Genomic DNA, 17,134 nt, shown 5'->3' with positions numbered 1-17,134 from the left:
CCGCCGGAATTACCTTCCTCCAAAGTTACAATCCTGACTTCTTGACGCCAAACTTCTCCTGGCTCGATCGAGCGGAGGAGTTCCGCCGAGGTCTCCCGCGTACGCGAACGGGTGACGCTTCCACGCCGCGAAGCCGCTGCGAATTGGCTTCAGCTTGCCCCGCAGCAACACGTGCTCGCACTCGACCTGTGAAGTCAGTTTCTTCACGCTTATCGTCAGCCAATCGTCCTTGGGGAGAACCTGTGCATCGAAACGGGTCGCCGCCACGTCGCCGGTCCTCAGGTCTATCTGCATTTGCACACTGAACTTGGCGTCTTTGACTGCGAGCGGACTGGCCGCGACCCGCTCGGCGCGTGCTAAGAAATTGGCCACGTTGGTCTTAAGGGCCAGGACAGCTGGGACCGCATGACGGCGCCTTTCACTGCTGGACATGTCGCGAGTCTACGGCCTTGCGCTGCGCGCTAACCCGAGACGAAAGCCGGCCTGTCCATCAAGTAGACCCCGCTGGTCACTGCAATCTGGGCCCCTCGATCCAGAAACCCCGTGTCCCGAATCAGCGAACTTGCACCCAACGTCAGTGCTGGCTGGCAAGATGGAGATAGCCCGGCCAAAGGAGGTGCAGTGGACAGCGACATCGTTCTCACCGTCGACGACGGTCGCGTCGCCGACGCAGCAAGTTTCTTCGCCGCCGGCGTGCACCTCCTGGACCTGCTTGACGACCTCGCGGAGAACGCTTCCGTCAGGTGGAGCGTGGCCGAGCTGCGCCGCGCTTCTGCCGTTTCCGGGCTCGTGGCCGACGGAGACTACCGCGAGGTGGGCGTGGCCGCTGCGCTCAGCGCCGTGCGCGGTCTCGCGGCCATCCGAGAAGGCCGAGGGCTGCCGCAGGACTGGACCCCCGAAGCGCTCACCCATGCCAAGGACCTGGTGCGCAGCTCCGGGGGCAACGCCAAGGTCGAGACCCGCGACAATGTCGTGTGGCTCGACGCCACGCTGCGAACCCGCATCGAAGAGATCGCTCCCTGGATGCGCGAGTACTTCGGCATGGTGCGCGGCCAACTGACCGGCGTCAACGTGACCCGCGGCAACCGAGCGTCTGTCAAGCCCCACGGGGGTGGCCGGGTGGTGCACGTAGGTTTTCCCTCCACCATCGCCCAGAAGTTCGCCGACGGGCTGTTCCAGTTCGTCGAGGTCGAGGGGATAGTCAAGCAGAACGAGGATGGTCGCGTATACCAGGTGACGGCTGAGAACGTGCGCGTGGTCGAAGAGTCCTCCGTCCCCTGGGAGGAGTTGTTCGGATACATGCCCGAGATCACCGACGGGCTATCGGTCGCCGACTACTTGGAGGGCATCCGTGGCGAAGAGTGACCTCAAGCGCGTGCTCTTCGACTCCAGCGCGCTGCTGGCCTTCATCAAGGGCGAACCTGGTGCCGCCCGCCTCATCCCCCTGATGGGTCTGGTCGACCGTGGTGAGGTTCAGGTCGTCGCGTCGGTTCTGACCTTGGCCGAGGTGTACAAGCAGTCCACCGCAACCGACGAGGCCGAACGCAACCGTCAGGATGCGATGTTGAAGACCGTCCGTCTCAAGCTGGAGGCCCGAGAGAGCCTCCTCCTCGACGTCACGATCCCGATCGCCCGGAAGGCCACTGAGTACCGCATCGCGCACGGCATGAAGGTCCCCGACGCCGTCCACCTCGCAACCGCCGTGCTCAACCGGTGCGACTGGCTGGTCACGCTCGACGATGACTTCCCCTCAGTCGTCGAGGGGGTGCAGGTAGTCCGAACCGAGCTGCTGAACGAGGCTGACGCTCTGCCCTGGGAGGGGCAGCCGCTCCAGCCGGACCTGTTCACTGACGATGACGCTGGTAACGTGGTGGCGTTCAAGCCGCGGGCCGTGGCTGAACGTGAGTGAAGCTCGTCCGTGATCTAGATTCCCCAAGAACCTGATGGAACCTGGCCGGTGCGCACCGTCGCCCTTCTTGTCGGGCCCCTCGATAGACCCTCTCGGAACGCTAGATCGGTCGCAGGGAAGCAGGGACCTGGCAGGAACCCCCTCGGCGCAACCGATGGGACTCCCGGCTTTCTTTGCAGGCTCGTGCCGTACCCGTCGGACGGGGCGAAATGCCTGGCAATAGTATCATGATTTCGTTATACTATTGCCATGGTGAGACTCTTGGCGCGCGATGAACTGTGGGAGACCGCGGACGCGCAGCATGGTTTCGTGACCGCTCAGCAAGCTGCTGATGCGGGGATCAGCAAGCAAGCGCTTCAGATGTTGGTGCACCGGGGCACGTTGGAGCGCGCTGCGCATGGGGTCTACCGATTCCCGCAGTATCCCGTTGGCGAGTTCGACCAGCTCATGCTGGCGGTGCTCTGGACGCGGGTGCCTGAGGCGGTGTTGTCGCACGAGACGGCGCTCGACGCTTACGGCATCAGCGACGTCAATCCCAACCGCATCCATGTCACCGTCGGCAAGGACCGCCGGTTCCGTCGTGCGAGCGGGGAGGGCTACGTCGTCCACTATCAGGACCTCACTCCCAAGCAGGTCGGGTGGTGGCAGGAGATCCCGACTGTGACCCCGGTGACGGCGATTGAGCAGTGCCTCGTCTATGGGACACCGACCTATCTGATTCGGCAGGCGATCGAACGCGGGTATGCGCAGGGGTACCTAAAGACGGCCGAGCGCGATGCTCTGGCGGAAGAGCTGGAGACTCGCTATGCCCGATGACCGTGTTGGCTCCAAGTTGGCCGCGCTGCTGAGGACGTTGAAGCCGAAGACGAAGGAGCCGGTCTCGGCCAAGGTCCTCAACACCTGGATCGCTCAAGCAGAAGGTCAGCTCGGTGATGAAGCCAAGGGCGGGCGGCTCGGCTGGTTGATCGCTTCATCGGTGGCCCTCGGCGCGGTCCAGCGTGCGCTGGATGAGGATGGACGCCAGTTGTTCCTACTCAAAGGCGGCACTCTGCTTCAGCACCGGCTCAACGTGACAGCCCGCACCACCAAGGATGTCGATGGTCTGGTCCGCGGTGACATGGATGCGTTCTTCGCGGTGCTTGAAGAGGTGCTTGATGAGCCGTGGGGGCCGCTGACGCTGCGCCGCGGTGAAGTCGAAGTGATCGATGTCCCGACGAAGCTCGTCAAGCCACGCAGGTTCGACATCATCCTCAACCTGCGAGGCGTGACGTGGCGACGTATCCAGTTCGAAGTCTCACCCGACGAGGCCGGTATTGGACGGGCGCGAGAGTTCATTGAGCCGCCTCCGTTGGCAGGCTTCGGGTTGCCCGATCCTGACGTGCTGGTGGGGATCGCGATGCGGTTCCAGATCGCGCAGAAGCTCCATGCCGTCTCCGACCCGCACGAGCCACCGGGATCGATCAACGACCGTGCCCGCGATGTCGTCGACCTGCTCCTGCTCCGCGACCTCATCGCTACGACCGGCATGCCGACGCTGGCAGAGGTGCGGGAGGCTGCTGTCGCCGTGTTCGAGGCCAGGGCCGTTGAGGCCGCCAAGCTTGGGCGACCGACAAGGAACTGGCCGCCGACCCTTGCCGCATACGCTCACTGGAAAGACGACTACATCCGAGCGGCCGCCTCCGGTGGTGTCGAGTTGTCACTCGAGGACGCGGTTGGCGAAGTGAATGCCTGGATCGGGGTGCTCGACGACTCCCAGTAGGGAGGTTGGTTGCGACCTCGGCGCGGGCGAGGGCCGGTTGCGCATGGTCACTCCGCTGCGGGAGGCGATCCTGGTGATCGTGGTTCGGTGGACTTCGAAGCGTTCCTCGATCTGCTGGACGGGCATCCCGGATGCGTAGGCGTCGAGGAGTTCCTGACGCTGCGGGTAGCTCAAACGAGTTTGAGATTTGAGTGCTTTGGTTGCGACCGGTCCGCGCTGATCGCGTCGGGAGGGTCGTCCGGGGCGAGCGATGGGGGAGCGCGTCTTGCGTTGACTACGGGCGATGAGTGATCTGAGTGGAGTGGAGGGGTTTGAGAGGCTTCTGCGGAGGGCCACCCCTGTCAGAGAGGCCCCGCCGACACGATCGGCGGGGCCTCTTGCCGTTCCTGACCACAGTCTGCCTGGCAGAAGTATCACGCTTTCGTTATACAAATGCCGGCCATGCGGAGAGTGTTGGGCCGAACCGCGGCCCTCCAGGATCACTGCGGCCTGCATGCGTCGGTTCTTTCGTCTTTTCGGGTTAGTGCGGCTGCACGCGTCGGCATAGCGACGGGAGCCGCCGCACTAAAGCTGTCGCTCGTGAGATGGGACCTGCCTCATGGCCCAGGTCGGGCAGCGAGGCCGAAGGCAACAGCGCAGCCGAGAGCGCAACCGGCGCATCGCCGCCGAACTCGAAGTCGCAGGTCGCATGACCGACGCCGGTCGCGCGGCGCTTGGTGTCTAGTCCGGCCAGGCGCTCAGAGAAGCGTCGCGAGCGACAAGCGGGAACGGAACGAGACACCGCAGACAAAGACCCGGATCTCGCACCCAGCGCCGCGTCGCCCGCGGCGCCTGATCACTGGTGGCGGTGGCCGGGGAGGTGGGCCTGTTCGCCGTCGTGGTCGAAGATGGTGAGGAGTTCCGCCGTTCCTCCGTAGGCGTCGATGCGATGCGGGGTCATGGTTGAGAACTCGACGGCTTGGCCGGGGTGCACCAGGATCGTGCGAGTCCCGAGCTGGAGCTTGATGGTGCCGCTGAGCACGGTGAACCACTCGTAGCCGGGATGCACGCGCGGCTCGCCCGCGTCGCGGTCTTCCGCGATCCGCATTTTGGCGATGGTCACGCCGCGGCGGTCACGTTCTCTGGACAGGAGCCAGAAGGTGGTGCCGTCCATCGACTCCGGTTCAGGGCGGATGACGACGTCGTCGTCGCCTTCTGGTTCCACGAGCTGATCGAGTGTGGTGCCGAGAGCTTTGGCTATGGCGACGAGTTGTTCGAGGGCGATGCGCTGGTGCCCGGTCTCGATGCGGCTCAGCGTCGACGGGGACAGGTAGCAGCGAGCAGCGAGGGTGTCGAGGGTCCAGCCTCGGGCGAGCCGGAGCCCGCGGACCCGTTGTCGAACGACCGTCTCCACCATTTCTTGCGTCATACGCAAGAGTCTATGCTCCATACGGGATTGCCGGGTAACCTCATCGACATGACGAATCCCCACCACCACAAGAACGCCCCTCACGTCGGCGGTAGCCACCATCAGGACCCTTGGCGCGACGTCCCGGAGGCCTTCGTTGAAATCCTTGAGCGCGAGTCCCGGCTTAGCGCGCCGGTGCGGGAAGCGGCTCTGGCCGCCGTCGCCATGGCGCTCCATGACGAACTGCGCCAGATCGTCGACCTGGGATCGGGCGTCGGGGCCGACGCGGTCATGCTCGCGGAGCGCTTCCCGACTGCTGAGGTGCACGCGCTCGACCTGTCCAGCGTCCTGCTCGAACGGGTGAGGGCAGCTGCTGAGGCTGCCGGGGTTCAGGACCGGGTCGGCGTGCACTGCATTGATCTAGACGACGACTGGCCGGCCGCGATTCCGCAGGGCGTCGACCTTGTCTGGGCGTCCTTGGCGCTGCACCACGTCGATGATCCGGCACGGGCGCTACGGCAGGTCTTCACCGCGCTCCGCCCCGGTGGCGTCCTGGTGTTGACGGAGCTGCGTGGCGAGGTTCGCCTTGCACCGGCCGACCTCGGCACGGGAATGGAGGGACTAGCCGACCGCATCGCACCGGTCTTGTCGGCGCCCGCTCAGTACCTGAGCATCGACTGGCTCAGCCTGCTCGCAGAGGCAGGGTTCACGTCGGCGTCGCACTCCGAGCACGACGTCACCGTTGATGCCAGCACGCCCGACGGTGCCGCGTTCCTCCAACTACGGCTCGGTGCGCTGCGAGAACGCGCGGCAGATGACCTCCCGGAGGAGGACATCGCCGCCGTCGAGGCCGTGGCCGAAGCCCTCCCGGTCGCAGGATCGAGCATCTCCCTCGCCTCCACGCGGAGCCTATGGGTAGCGGTGCGCGCGGCTTCTGGGCCGGACACGGCGGCCGTCCCGTCCGAGAGCCTCGAGGCCGACGTGGCCGTTGTCGGTGGCGGGTCGGCGGGGCTTGCCGCTGCGATCGCTCTCGCGCGCTCGCGCCGCACCGTGGTCGTGGTCGATGCGGGCCGGCCCCGCAACGCTCCGGCCGAGGGCGCGCACAACGTGCTCGGGCAAGAAGGCATCCCGCCGCGTGAGCTCCTCGCGAAGGGCCGGGCGGAAGCCGAGTCGTACGGCGCGCGGATCGTCCCCGGCCACGCAACCGCGATCACGGGCAGCATCGACGGCTTCACCGTCGATGTCGATAGCGGCGCGCACCGGGTGCAGGCGCGCAGGATCATCCTCGCGTCTGGCCTTGAGGACGATCTCCCCGGCATTCCCGGCGTGGCCGAGGGATGGGGGCGATCTGTACTCCACTGCCCCTTCTGTCACGGCTGGGAGGTCCGCGATCAACGCGTCGCTATCCTCGCCCGCGACGCCGTGGCGCTCCACCAAGCCGTGCTGTTTCGCCAACTCAGCGACCGGGTGACCGTGTTCCTCCACGACGCCCACGACCCGACGGTCGACGAACAAGAGCAGCTCGCGGCACTGGACGTTGCTGTCGTCCGTCCGAGAGTCGAGCACCTCGTCATGGACGGCTCACAAGTACGGGGCGTGGCGACCGCGGACGGCCGCGTCTTCGACGTCGACGCGGTGGTCGTCGTGCCTCGGTTCAACGCCCGCACGGCGTTGTACGAGTCGCTCGGTGGGGTAGCGGAGGACTTCCCCTTCGGGAAGCAGATACCCGCCGATCCTCGTGGGATGACCAGCGTCCCCGGCGTCTGGGCGGCGGGCAATGCGAACAACCCGATGGCCATGGTGGTCGCGGCCGCGGCGGCCGGTGTCGCTACCGGCGCAGCGGTACACGGCGACCTGTGCATGGCAGACCTCGACCGAGCGGTCCAGGAACGCCGGGCGCATACGGATCCCGCCCGCTGAGTGACATGATCGACCGGACGTAAGGAGCCACCATGTCACTCCAGGCCTACCTCGACACGATTGAGAAGAAGACAGGCCTCACACCCCGTGAGTTGCTCGACCAGGCAAAGGAACGCGGCTTCGAGGGACCGGGCGTTACGGCAGGCGACGTCCGCGCTGGCTCGACGGCATCACGACAAAGCCCAGCTGAGCGCCACAGTTGAGTTCGCGCGACGTCCTTCGCCAGCCGGCATTTGCCTACTTCTGGAGCGCGACGACGATCCGGGCCTTCGGCGGTGCGATCGCGGGGGTCGCGTTTCAGGTGCTCATCGTCACGGTCGTAAACGCGACCCCGCTGCAGATCAGCGTGCTGAGCGCACTCGGCGTCGTGCCGTATCTCTTCCTCGGGCTGATCGTCGGCGCGTTGATGGACCGGTGGCGCCGCCAACGCACGCTGGTGCTCACCACCATCGGGCGCGCGGTAACGCTCGCCTCGATCCCTGTGCTGCTGCTTCTGGACGCGCTCGACTTCTGGTCCTTGGCGATCGTCGTCCTGGTGCTCGGTGTGCTCACGCTGTTCGCCGACTCTGCGGCGCAGCCGCTGCTGCCGCGCATCGTGCCCAGAGGCTCGCTCGTGGCGGCGAACGCGCGGCTCGGCCAGAGCCAGACCGTCGCCGAGACCGCGGGGCCTGCGCTCGGCGGCGCGCTGTTCGACGTCCTCGGGGCGCCGGTCCTCTTCGCGTTCGAGGCGGTCATCACCACGATCGCCGCTGTTCTTCAGGCGCGCATCGATGTCGACGAGCCTGCGCCCGAGCCGCGGCCCGCCGGTCGACATGTGGGTCACGACATCGCCGGGGGCATGCGGTACACGTACCAGCATCCGACTCTGCGGCCCCTCGCGCTCTCGGTGCACGTCTGGTTCCTCGGCAACAGCATCGTCGCGACCGTGTTCGCCGTCTTCGTCCTGCGCGAGCTGGCCCTTCCGTCGTGGGCGTTCGGTGTCTCCCTCGCGGTCGGGGGCGTCGGCGGCTTCCTCGGAGCGATGACCGCACCCCGCGTCGGCTCCCGGCTAGGCGCCGGCCGGGCGATCCTGCTCGGCCGTGCCTTGGTCGTCGTCCCGTGGCTCATGCTCGCTCTGGCTCCGCTCAGTGCCGGCAGCGGCATCGCCGTCGTCCTGGTTGTCGTCGCGGCCGCGCAGTTCCTCTACTGCCTCGCGATGGGCATCGAAGACACCAACGACATCTCCTACCGTCAGTCGGTCGCGCCAGACGGCATCCAGGGACGAATGAACTTGACAATTCGCACCGTGAACCGTGTTGTGTTCTTCTTCGGCGCACTGCTGGCCGGCCTGCTCATGACCCTTCTCGGCTACCAGCTGACGATCGGCATCGGCGCGGGCGTCTTCGTCGTCGCTGCGCTCGTCATCGTGTTCTCGCCGCTGCGCGACGCCCGGCACGAAGATGCTGCGACGGGAGACGCACAGCAGCGATAGCCTGTCGACATGCCAGAAGAACGGGTGAGCGCGCCAACGATTGCCGACGAGCGCGCCGCGCTCGCAGGATGCCTGGACTTCTTGCGTGCGACGGCGATCATGAAGACCACCGGACTCGACGACGACGTCGCATCCTCCCGTCCGACGCGGTCCGCGATGAGCCCGCTCGGCATCCTGAAGCACCTGACTCAGGTGGAACACGCGTGGTTTGCTCAGCGGCTCGATGGCACCGGTGAGCCGCTGCTGTTCAGCACCATGGACGATCCCGAGGCGGACTTCCGGATCGAGCCCGGCGAAACCGTCGAGACGGTAACCGCCCGCTACCGGGAAGTCTGTGAGCGGTCGCGCCGGATCCTGGCACGGCATGATCTGGACGACCGGTTCGACGATGGCCGCGGCGAGGTGATCGACGCCCGCTGGGTCGTCATTCACATGATTCAGGAAACCGCCAGGCATGTCGGTCACCTCGACATCCTCCGCGAGCAACTCGACGGCTCCACAGGCGAGTAGATCCCCGCTGAGGACTAGGTCCGCAGCATCCGAACGCTGTCCACGCGGCGCGCAGAGCGCCAGTGATCAGGCAGCAGCCTTGCCGATCCGCCAGTAGCCGACGAACTCGATCCGCGACTTGGGCACGCCCATCGCCACCAAGTGACGGCGACCGCCGGTGGCGAGTGCCTGCTCGCCGACGACGTAGGCGGACAACGTCGCGGGGTGCTCCGGAGTGAACGTGTGCAGCGCCTCAAGTGCCTTCACCCCGGGAACGTCGTCGGCGTCTCCTCGCGGCAGCCAGCGGACTTCGACCCCGTCAGGATTGTCAACGGGTTGGATGTCGTCGATCTCGGGCACCTCGATGAGGGCCAGGCCGCGCGCATCGCGGGGGAGGTCGCGCAGGATGCCGGCGATGGCGGGCAGGGCCGACTCGTCGCCGGCCAGGAGGTGGAAGTCGGCGTCGGGCAGAAGATCGAAGCCGCGGCCTTGGTCGAGGATTGCCACGCGGTCGCCCGGTTCGGCCCGGGAGGCCCACGGTCCGGCGATGCCGCGGTCGCCGTGCACCACGAAGTCGATGTCGAGTTCGCCAGTTTCCGAGCGGAGTTCGCGGACGGTGTAGCTGCGGAACACCGGACGCGTCCCGGCGGGGGAGGTCAGAAATTTCAGGTAGCTGCCCAGGCCGAGCTGCTCGGGCACGTGCGAGAAGTCGACCGCGCCGTCGTCGCGCGGCAGGAACAGGCGAAACCAGTGGTCGAAGCCGTGCCGAGGCAGGCTCGCGAGGCTGTCCCCGGCCACCGTGACGCGAACGACGTGCGGCGACACCTGTGTCCGTCTCACGACCTCGGCCAAGTAGAGCCCTCGTCCCTTGCGTGCGTCCTTGAATGCCACCGTGCGCCTCCCATCTCAGAGCCTCATCCTAAATAGGACACGGCGGTATTGCGTAATGGTGTCCAGCGCCGCCTATCTGGGGCAGCGGGTCAGGAGTTGCTCGGCGGACCAGGCGATCAGGCCGTGATCCATGGCGTAGTACAGCGCGTAGAGGCAGCGATACGCGTCGATCAGCCAGGCGTCGGGGCCGAGACGGCCCCGCAGCTCGTCCTCCAGCCAGGCGGCGTCGGAGGTGTTGCCCGCGTAGGGCGTCGTCTCCAGGAACGCGACGGCGCCCACTTGGTCCAGGACCGCGTCCGCCGCGACGGCGTGCACGCTGATGTCCAGCACCGCGGTCAGGTGGCCGTCGTCGTCGACGAGGACGTTGGCGGGCACGAGGTCGGCGTGGCAGAACGACGGCGTGACCTCCCGGCTGCTCAGGAGGTCGAGGAGGGCAGAGACTCGGTTGTCGAGGTCCGGCACTGCCTGCGCGAGCAGACCGTCGCTGTAGTGGATGCCGATCTCGATCTGGGCCGCGAGCAGTTCTGTCAGCGAACCGTGCGCCGCGGAACCGCCCAACACCCGCCGGAACCCTGGCTGAGGGAGCGGCAGCTCGCGAAGCCGCTCGGAGACGTCGAGCAGGCTGGTCAGGGCGGCCTGCCGTCGGTCGGCATCGGCCGTCTCTGCAAGCCAACGCGACAGTGGAATGCCAGCGAGGCGGCGCTCGATGCTGTAGTTCTGCGCACCGAGCCGGCACTGGCTCAGCATCTGTGGGAGTGCGACTCCGACATCGCAGCCCGACCAGGAGTCCAGCAGGTCCGCGAGCTCGCGATCCGGCGCAGAGTCGCCGGGCCCTTGGATCCTCAGCACCCGCTCGCTGTCCAGCGCAAAGACGCGCGCCTCGCCGCCACTGCCCAGCAGGGCCGCATCGTCGACGCCGAACCGCGCGAGGATCGCGGGCTCGTCCCCGCCGGCCTGCGCATAAGTCTGCTCAATCACGTCCTCAGTTTCCCAGCTGCAGGATCCGCGAATCGGCTTTGGGCGCTCCCCGAACGCATCTCGTCGGCTGCGAGGGTCACGGTGCCTGCCGACCCGTCGACGACGACGCGGGCGCCGTCGGGTAGGGCTGTCGCTCGTCCCGCGCCCAAGACGGCCGGGATCCCGTACTCACGGGCGACGATCGCCGCGTGCGACAGCGGTCCGCCCGAGTCGGCGACGACGCCGCCCGCGAGCGCGAACAGCGGCGTCCAGGTCGGGTCCGTGTAGGGGCAGACCAGGATGTCGCCGGGCTGCAGGAGGTGGAACTCCTCGGGGGAGCGGATCACCCGCACGGTGCCGACGGCGCGCCCGGCGCTGGCCGGAAGACCTTGCAGGACGTGGCCGCCGTCGGCGACCTTGCCGCGGTCCCACCAGATCGCCTCGGCAGCGCCACGCCGACGACGACGCCGCGCCACCACTGCCTGCCGTGGCCGAGCATCGGCGACGGCGGCCTCGACCTCGTGGAAGTAGAGGAAGCGGATGTCGTCGGCGCGATCGAGCTGCCGTCGGGACACGAGGCGACGGGCGAGTTCGTCGATGCCGATGCGGGCGACGCAGAAGAACTCCTCGATCAGGTAGACCGTGCCCTCGCGGCCGACGTGGAGGGCGCGCAGCCGTGCGGTGTTGGCGCGCCAGCGTCGCCTGAGGGCGCGGGGGAGGCGTTGCTCGACGACCTGCGCGGGATCGACGTCATGGGCCGGCTCGAGCGGGACGCCCCGCAGCGTCGCGGCGAGCAGCGCGTAGAAGACCTCGGGGTCCTCCCGCCAAGAGCGGTTGGAGAAAGGCAGATAGAGCCGGGCCGTCCGCGCGCCGTGATCCGCGAGAAACCCATCGACGACGGCGCCGAACGCTCGTCCCTCCGAGGTCGCGGCGAGAGCCGTGGTCACCGATCCTTGAGGCGCCTCGACGATCGTCGAGGCGACGCCGGCCTCGCGGGCAGTGGTGGCCAGTCCGTTGATCGCCGCCGTGATCTCGGCCGTTTTGTGGGCAACCCCGGCGTACAGGTCCTCAGGAGTCGTCTCCTTCACGCGGGCGAGCGCGATGAGCCAGGATGCGAGGTTGCGGTGGGTCATCATCGGCGCGAGATAGTGGATGAAGCGGTCGGTGGTGATCGTCGCCACGTGGGCGAGGGCGTCGCGCACCAGTGCGAGCACGGCGCCATCGCTCGCCGAGGCGCAGCTGTTCGCCCTCTCCGCCAGCTTGTCCAGCTGGTGTCGATACGCGGCCACCTCGCTCGGCCACGCGGCGGGGTCATGCCGGCTCCCGCGCGTCAGCAGGGCGGGGAATCGGGTGGCCATGGCCAGGGTTGGCCGGGGTCGCGTGACGGAGATGCGGATGACGCCTTCGTCGTCGCCGCTCACGAGCGACGACACAGGCGCGGCCCGCAGGCCCGCGGTGCCCATCAGGTCCTGAACCACGCCCTGCACGTGATGGACGGCGTAGAGATCGAGCGGAAACGGTGCCGGGAAGTGCTCGATGATGTCGTCGCGGAGCGTGTGCTCCAGTCGGCCCTTGACGGGGGCGTGTCCTTCGAGAGCCTCGGCGCTGGTCGTGATCGGGCGAGCTTGCAGGAGGAAGAGGTCGTCGCCCACGAACGCCCACTCGATGTCCTGGCCCGCGCCGTAGTGCTGCTCCACTCGCTCGCCCAACTCGACCAGGCGCTGCAACTGCTCGTCGGCGAGGCTCGCCCGGGCGCGATCCGCGGCGGGCACGACGGAGGTGACCGTTCCACCGTCGGGCATGGGGTCGATCCGAGTCTCCTTGCCGCCGATCTCGCGGGCCAGCACGGCCACCGGCTTGCGCGAGAGCGTGAACGTGTCGGGTGTGACCAGGGCGCCGACCACGGACTCGCCCAGCCCGTAAGACCCGCTGACGAGCATCGACGTGTCGTCGCCGGTCACCGGATTGCGGGTGAACAGCACACCGGCGGTGTCGGCGCGGACCATGGCCTGAACGACCACCGCCAGCGCCAGGCCGTCGTCCTCGATGCCTTGCTGGTGCCGATAGTCCACCGCGCGGTCGGTCCAGAGCGACGCCCAGCATCGCCGCATGGCGTCGAGCACGGCGTCGATGCCCGTCACGCCAAGGTAGGTGTCCTGCTGGCCGGCGAAGCTCGCTTCGGCCAGGTCCTCCGCCGTTGCAGAGGATCGCACCGCGACCGGCCCGCCGCCCAGATGCTCGTAGGCTTCGGCGACCAAGGTCCTCAGCTCATCGGGGAGCGGGAGATCGAGGATGCGCTCGCGGGCCGTCGCGGCCCGGCCTCGTGCGGCATCCGCCGCCAACACGCGCGACAGGCCTCTGGTCGCTTCCCGATAGACGTCGGTGCTCACGCAGAAGCCCGGCGGCACCGGCAACCCGGCGCGACGACACGCACCCAGGTTCGCGGCCTTGCCTCCCACGCGCGCGCCGTCATCAGGAGTGATCTCGTCGAACCAGATGATCACCGGCGGCCCTCCTCTATGGTCATAGAGGCACCATACTCTATGGTTATAGAGGGCTGATCGGGCAGACGAAGGGACTAGAGAGGGTGAGCGACCGTCGCACACAGATCGCGGAAGCGGGAGTGCGGATCCTCGCGTCCCAGGGGGCCCGTGCACTGACGCACCTGAACATCGATCGCGACCTCGGGCTGGCCAAGGGATCGACGTCGTACTACGCGCGGACGCGCCACGACCTGATCGCCTTGATCGTCGAGCATCTCGCCACACGGGTGCTCCCTGATCTGGTCGCTTCTCCAGCCCCGGAGCAACTGACGCCCGAGGGCGCCGCCCGCCTCGTCGTTGCTGGACTCGACGTCACCATGCGCCGAGAGAACGAGCATCGAGCGCGGCTGGTCCTGCTGCTCGAGTGCCGCAGCGATCCTCGGCTTGCGGGCTCCCTCGCCTCCCGCCCGCAGGTGCGCGAGGCTGTCGTCGCCGAAGCCGGCGAGTTGCTGCGCAGGCTCGGCATCGCCAACTCCGACGCTCATGCGAGAGATCTTGCGGCGCTCATGGACGCCCTGCTCATGCAACGCATCATCCGTACGGCCCCGATCGACGAGGAGGCCGTGCTCACCGCATATCTACGCGGGCTTACTGGTCGTGCCTGACGGCGATGGGGTTCAGGGAGGCCTCTTTCAGGCGGCACCGTCATCCCGTGGCCGCCACGAGGTAGGCTGCAAGCGTTCGTGATCCCATCCGCGAAGACGCATCGACGAGGGAGTAGCAGTGTCAGACGCAGACGTGCCGGAAATCATCGTGTTCCAGACCCATCTCGACGATTTCTCGGTCTTGGGCAATGAGAACGTCCTCACCGAGTCATCGGATTTCGGTGGCTTCTGGACGGACTTCTTCGGTATGGGTGGGTACGAACCGATCCTCCCGTTCGCGACGGATCAACGCCCCGTAAACGTCTGGTACACCAATCGCGCCGGGCAGCGGATCTATCTTCAGGGGCTGATTGTCGGGGATGTGGACACTGTCCCTGCTGGGTACCGAGTGGCGCATTTCCCGGCCAGCGACTTCCTCGTCGTCACCACCGACTGGATGGATTCGAATGAAGACGCCGTCGGCGAGAGCGGAAATGGTCGATGCAACCGGTACGCGGAAACCGTCGAGATGCCTGAGGGCTATGTCAGGAATGACGGCGCCGGCGGCCCGATGACGAAGATGGAGCTGGAGAACGCGGGCACCCCCAGCGGCAGCAGGTACGAGGTGTGGGTGCCGATAGTTCGAGACCAGCTCTGACGAGCAGCAAGGCGCCGGACTCGACATGGCCAATACTGACGCGAGTGCCAGAGATCTCGCGGCGCTCATAGACGCCCTGCTCATGTAGCGCATCATCCGCACGGCCGAGATCGACGAACAAGCCGTCCTCACGGTGTATCTGCTTGGGCTTACGAGTAGGTGCTGACGAGGCTGGTCTGCGGGATGGTGCTCAGCCGACGTTGTCCTCCGGCGGCCGCCACACGTCCGCCTTCGCCCGTATCGCGGCGGCCCGCTCGTCCGATCCCTCGGCCTCGCGGAGCCTGGCCAACATCCCCAACGACCACACGAGCTGATCCGCGTAGGCGGCAGGCATGGTCTCAGCGAGTTGCAATGAATCTCGACTGCTTCGTGGGCGGGGTCGACGGCCTCGTCACAGCGGCCCACATCGGCCAGCCGGTTGGCGTAGTTGTTCAGCGACCTTGCGAGGTCGGGTTTGTATGCGGCTGGGTTGGTCTCGGCGAGTGCCCGGTAGAGGGTGACGGCTTCGAGAGCGGGTTCGAAGGCCTCCTCGCGGCGCCCGACCTCGGCCAGCGAGACGGCGTAGCTGTGTAGTGCATCTGACCGGGTAGGCGTGTCGGGTACAGGGTCAGTAGCGTGAACGGCGGCGTGGTCAATAGCGAGAGCCAGTGGAGTGAGAAGCCGGTTGCCCAGACCGAGGAGTCGCGAAGCCTTGAGGAGTTGCTCGACCTGGCAGCGCCCCCCGTGGTCTCGACCAGGGCGGTGAGTGCCTCAACGATGGGTGACGATGCCCAGGGAGCTGGGGTGGATGCAAGGTTGTGGCATTGCTCGCACCAGGCGACGAGGAGTTCGTTGACGAGGGGGACAGCCACCGATTCTAGGTTCTCGTAGTCGGTGCAGGCGCGGGCGAGGACGGTGAAGGGACGAATCCACTGCGCGGGCGGGGGATCGCTCTGGATTGAACGCGGCGGCGATCAGTTCCGCTCGGCTGCTCACCTCCTGGGTCACGAGGTACTCGCCGAGGCGGTCGGGGAGGAGTTGCCCCCAGTACGATGCGCCCTGACCGGGATAGAGCTGCCGCAGCCAAGCCAGTGCACGATCTCGGCAGCGCGAATTGGCGTCGCCGGCCAAGAAGGCGACCTGGTTGAGAAGCTCGCGTGCCTCGTTGTCATCAGTGGCGTCTGTCAGGGTGGCCAGGGCTACCAAGAACCGAAGCTCGGGCTCGGTGAGGTCAAGCTTGATGTGCGGGAGGGCCGCGGTGCTTAGCCAATACTCGGCCTCGTGTTCCAACACCCCTTCAAACAGGGCTGCGGGGCCGTCTGTGGCGTTGAGGGTGCCGACCAACTGCAGGTACGCGGCCATCACGACGTAGAGCGGCTGAGCGAACTCCGGGCGGCCGAGGAAGTGGGTGTCGACCGTGCCGGAGAGTGACTCTTCGGGGAGCCCTAGATACGGCGGGAGTTGCGCGAGGGCTTTCTCGAACAGGGTTATCCGTTCTGTATCCCAGAAAGGTGCGGCGTCGAGCAGCGCGCAATGGGCATCGTCCAGCAGTTGATTGGCGTCCTCCCGGCGGGTGGCGCGCACAGCGTCGACCCAGGGTCGGGCGTCGTCCAGCGAGGCGGGCGTGCCGGAGGGATTCCGTACCAGCAACAGCACTCGCACCGGTTCTAGCGAGGTGGCCGAATCGGGCAGCGTCTCCAGCACCTCGGCGACGTCGACGGTACGGGTCTCGGCGTAGTCCATGACGATCAGCCGACCACCGGGGAGCGTTGTCAGGGCGCTGAGCGCCGCGGGGAGCCTGTTGGCGTCGGCGCCGAGGAACCCGGCCTTCCAGAAGTCGCCGCGACGCAGGAGAGCGCGGCACAGCTTGACGGCCAAGCGGCTTTTTCCGCTGCCGCCTGACCCGCCGAGGATGCGGACGCTGAAAGGGCTGGGGTCGTCGACCCAGGTGACGAGCTCTTCGAGAAGGCCGCCGCGGTCGACGAACGGGAACGCACCGGAGGTCGGAACCAGCAGCCGCGACGGCTCGATCTTCCGGCCCGGGAGGACTGTCGATTGCAGTCGCAGCACCTTGCCCTCACTGCAGCCTCCAGGACTGCGCGGAAGGCCGCCTGGGCCGGGGAGCTGAGGAGCTTTGTCTCTTCCTCGGCGGCCCGGTCCTTGAGCAGGACTGTTAGCGCATCGGTGTCGCGGATCACAGCGAGCAACCGCTCGCTGGCGGGCACGGAGCCCAACACCCGGGCAACCGCTTCATCGGCGGCCTTGACGTCGCCGTCGTCCGCCTCCGCGAAATTCCCGGGTAGCCAGCATCGCCGTGATGGCGTCTTCGCGCCTCCTGTTCTCGCGGCTGTCCTTCGTCCGGGCGACGATGCGCTCAAGCACACCGGCGCTTGGAGTCAGGTAGCCGGGGAGCGCGGGCTGACCGGCGGCGCGCAGCAAGAGGTTCCCGGTAGCCACCGCGGCGTAGGTGACGACAACCAGTGACATCGGCGACCCCTTCCGCGGCTCTGACGGACACCCGAACCCTAGCGCAGAGGACTCCGTCAACTTTGCGAGGAGACGTTGTCGGTGAGGCCTGACACAATGG

At 67.1% G+C, this 17,134-nt stretch carries 18 protein-coding genes and 1 pseudogene; 10 read left to right on the top strand and 9 right to left on the bottom strand.

Going from position 1 to position 17,134, the window contains the following annotated elements:
- Positions 1 to 9: 9 nt before the first annotated feature.
- A complete protein-coding gene (locus IPJ61_RS04880; RefSeq protein ID WP_297103737.1) occupies positions 10 to 432 on the bottom strand; it encodes a hypothetical protein in 423 nt (140 codons plus the stop codon).
- Between the two features lie 189 nt (positions 433 to 621).
- Here IPJ61_RS04880 and IPJ61_RS04875 point away from each other — a divergent pair, with 189 nt between their 5' ends.
- The 4 genes from IPJ61_RS04875 (at position 622) to IPJ61_RS04860 (ending at position 3,668) form a co-directional block, all read left to right on the top strand.
- Positions 622 to 1,365 (top strand): hypothetical protein, encoded by a 744-nt coding sequence (locus IPJ61_RS04875; protein ID WP_297103735.1) that lies wholly within the window; start codon positions 622 to 624, stop codon positions 1,363 to 1,365.
- Complete coding sequence (locus tag IPJ61_RS04870; RefSeq protein WP_297103733.1) at positions 1,352 to 1,909, top strand: type II toxin-antitoxin system VapC family toxin; 558 nt, start codon at positions 1,352 to 1,354, stop codon at positions 1,907 to 1,909. The genes IPJ61_RS04875 and IPJ61_RS04870 overlap by 14 nt, the downstream gene beginning before the upstream one ends.
- A gap of 261 nt (positions 1,910 to 2,170) precedes the next feature.
- The gene (locus IPJ61_RS04865) at positions 2,171 to 2,725 is read left to right on the top strand and encodes a type IV toxin-antitoxin system AbiEi family antitoxin domain-containing protein (RefSeq protein ID WP_297103731.1); all 555 of its coding nucleotides are present in this window, start codon (positions 2,171 to 2,173) and stop codon (positions 2,723 to 2,725) included.
- 16 nt (positions 2,726 to 2,741) lie between these two features.
- Positions 2,742 to 3,668 (top strand): nucleotidyl transferase AbiEii/AbiGii toxin family protein, encoded by a 927-nt coding sequence (locus IPJ61_RS04860; RefSeq protein ID WP_297103729.1) that lies wholly within the window; start codon positions 2,742 to 2,744, stop codon positions 3,666 to 3,668.
- A gap of 835 nt (positions 3,669 to 4,503) precedes the next feature.
- On the opposite strand, the gene IPJ61_RS04855 is transcribed toward IPJ61_RS04860, so the two are convergent.
- Entirely contained in the window at positions 4,504 to 5,076 is a 573-nt protein-coding gene (locus IPJ61_RS04855; RefSeq protein ID WP_297103728.1) for a helix-turn-helix domain-containing protein, read from the bottom strand.
- Positions 5,077 to 5,124: 48 nt separating this feature from the next.
- Between IPJ61_RS04855 and IPJ61_RS04850 the strand changes: the two genes are divergently transcribed.
- Genes IPJ61_RS04850 through IPJ61_RS04835 form a run of 4 tightly spaced genes read left to right on the top strand, consistent with a single transcriptional unit; the run spans position 5,125 to position 8,956 of the window.
- Entirely contained in the window at positions 5,125 to 6,975 is a 1,851-nt protein-coding gene (locus IPJ61_RS04850) for an FAD-dependent oxidoreductase (RefSeq protein WP_297103726.1), read from the top strand.
- A gap of 32 nt (positions 6,976 to 7,007) precedes the next feature.
- On the top strand, positions 7,008 to 7,178 hold the full coding sequence (locus IPJ61_RS04845; protein ID WP_297103725.1) for a DUF4287 domain-containing protein: 171 nt from the start codon (positions 7,008 to 7,010) through the stop codon (positions 7,176 to 7,178).
- Positions 7,175 to 8,446, top strand: a complete 1,272-nt coding sequence (locus tag IPJ61_RS04840) for an MFS transporter (RefSeq protein ID WP_297103724.1) — start codon at positions 7,175 to 7,177, stop codon at positions 8,444 to 8,446. Before IPJ61_RS04845 ends, IPJ61_RS04840 begins: the two co-directional genes overlap by 4 nt.
- A 9-nt stretch (positions 8,447 to 8,455) precedes the next feature.
- Positions 8,456 to 8,956: a DinB family protein gene (locus IPJ61_RS04835; protein ID WP_297103722.1), complete on the top strand. Its 501-nt coding sequence runs from the start codon at positions 8,456 to 8,458 to the stop codon at positions 8,954 to 8,956.
- 66 nt (positions 8,957 to 9,022) lie between these two features.
- Here the strand turns inward: IPJ61_RS04835 and IPJ61_RS04830 are convergent, their stop codons facing one another.
- The 3 genes from IPJ61_RS04830 to IPJ61_RS04820 form a co-directional block, all read right to left on the bottom strand.
- Entirely contained in the window at positions 9,023 to 9,826 is an 804-nt protein-coding gene (locus IPJ61_RS04830; protein WP_297103720.1) for a siderophore-interacting protein, read from the bottom strand.
- Between the two features lie 72 nt (positions 9,827 to 9,898).
- The gene (locus tag IPJ61_RS04825; RefSeq protein WP_297103718.1) at positions 9,899 to 10,804 is read right to left on the bottom strand and encodes an aminoglycoside phosphotransferase family protein; all 906 of its coding nucleotides are present in this window, start codon (positions 10,802 to 10,804) and stop codon (positions 9,899 to 9,901) included.
- Positions 10,801 to 13,287: a PEP/pyruvate-binding domain-containing protein gene (locus IPJ61_RS04820; protein WP_297103716.1), complete on the bottom strand. Its 2,487-nt coding sequence runs from the start codon at positions 13,285 to 13,287 to the stop codon at positions 10,801 to 10,803. The genes IPJ61_RS04825 and IPJ61_RS04820 overlap by 4 nt, the downstream gene beginning before the upstream one ends.
- An 83-nt stretch (positions 13,288 to 13,370) precedes the next feature.
- Here IPJ61_RS04820 and IPJ61_RS04815 point away from each other — a divergent pair, with 83 nt between their 5' ends.
- On the top strand, positions 13,371 to 13,931 hold the full coding sequence (locus IPJ61_RS04815; RefSeq protein ID WP_297103714.1) for a TetR/AcrR family transcriptional regulator: 561 nt from the start codon (positions 13,371 to 13,373) through the stop codon (positions 13,929 to 13,931).
- Positions 13,932 to 14,049: 118 nt separating this feature from the next.
- Positions 14,050 to 14,568 carry a hypothetical protein gene (locus IPJ61_RS04810; protein WP_297103712.1) on the top strand — a complete coding sequence of 173 codons (519 nt, stop codon included), beginning with the start codon at positions 14,050 to 14,052 and terminating at the stop codon, positions 14,566 to 14,568.
- A 190-nt stretch (positions 14,569 to 14,758) separates the two neighbouring features.
- Here the strand turns inward: IPJ61_RS04810 and IPJ61_RS04805 are convergent, their stop codons facing one another.
- The 4 genes and pseudogenes from IPJ61_RS04805 to IPJ61_RS04795 all read right to left on the bottom strand — a co-directional run bounded on the left by IPJ61_RS04805 (position 14,759) and on the right by IPJ61_RS04795 (position 17,034).
- Entirely contained in the window at positions 14,759 to 14,902 is a 144-nt protein-coding gene (locus tag IPJ61_RS04805; RefSeq protein WP_297103710.1) for a hypothetical protein, read from the bottom strand.
- A gap of 26 nt (positions 14,903 to 14,928) precedes the next feature.
- A pseudogene (locus IPJ61_RS22165) lies at positions 14,929 to 15,003 on the bottom strand (hypothetical protein); the annotation flags it as partial.
- Between the two features lie 315 nt (positions 15,004 to 15,318).
- Complete coding sequence (locus IPJ61_RS04800) at positions 15,319 to 16,425, bottom strand: hypothetical protein (RefSeq protein WP_297103707.1); 1,107 nt, start codon at positions 16,423 to 16,425, stop codon at positions 15,319 to 15,321.
- Between the two features lie 372 nt (positions 16,426 to 16,797).
- Positions 16,798 to 17,034 (bottom strand): hypothetical protein, encoded by a 237-nt coding sequence (locus IPJ61_RS04795; RefSeq protein ID WP_297103705.1) that lies wholly within the window; start codon positions 17,032 to 17,034, stop codon positions 16,798 to 16,800.
- Positions 17,035 to 17,134: the final 100 nt, after the last annotated feature.

It is taken from the genome of Tessaracoccus sp. (assembly GCF_016714275.1).
GTDB lineage: Bacteria > Actinomycetota > Actinomycetes > Propionibacteriales > Propionibacteriaceae > Arachnia.
The sequence above is the reverse complement of the archived record's forward strand: the minus strand, read 5'-3'. Positions and strand labels throughout refer to the sequence as shown.

Coding starts and splice junctions, on each gene's coding strand:
- IPJ61_RS04880 (WP_297103737.1), bottom strand. CDS start 432: ATGTCCAGCAGTGAAAGGCGCCGTCATGCGGTCCCAGCTGTCCTGGCC.
- IPJ61_RS04855 (WP_297103728.1), bottom strand. CDS start 5,076: ATGACGCAAGAAATGGTGGAGACGGTCGTTCGACAACGGGTCCGCGGG.
- IPJ61_RS04850 (WP_297103726.1), top strand. CDS start 5,125: ATGACGAATCCCCACCACCACAAGAACGCCCCTCACGTCGGCGGTAGC.
- IPJ61_RS04845 (WP_297103725.1), top strand. CDS start 7,008: ATGTCACTCCAGGCCTACCTCGACACGATTGAGAAGAAGACAGGCCTC.
- IPJ61_RS04835 (WP_297103722.1), top strand. CDS start 8,456: ATGCCAGAAGAACGGGTGAGCGCGCCAACGATTGCCGACGAGCGCGCC.
- IPJ61_RS04805 (WP_297103710.1), bottom strand. CDS start 14,902: ATGCCTGCCGCCTACGCGGATCAGCTCGTGTGGTCGTTGGGGATGTTG.
- IPJ61_RS04795 (WP_297103705.1), bottom strand. CDS start 17,034: ATGTCACTGGTTGTCGTCACCTACGCCGCGGTGGCTACCGGGAACCTC.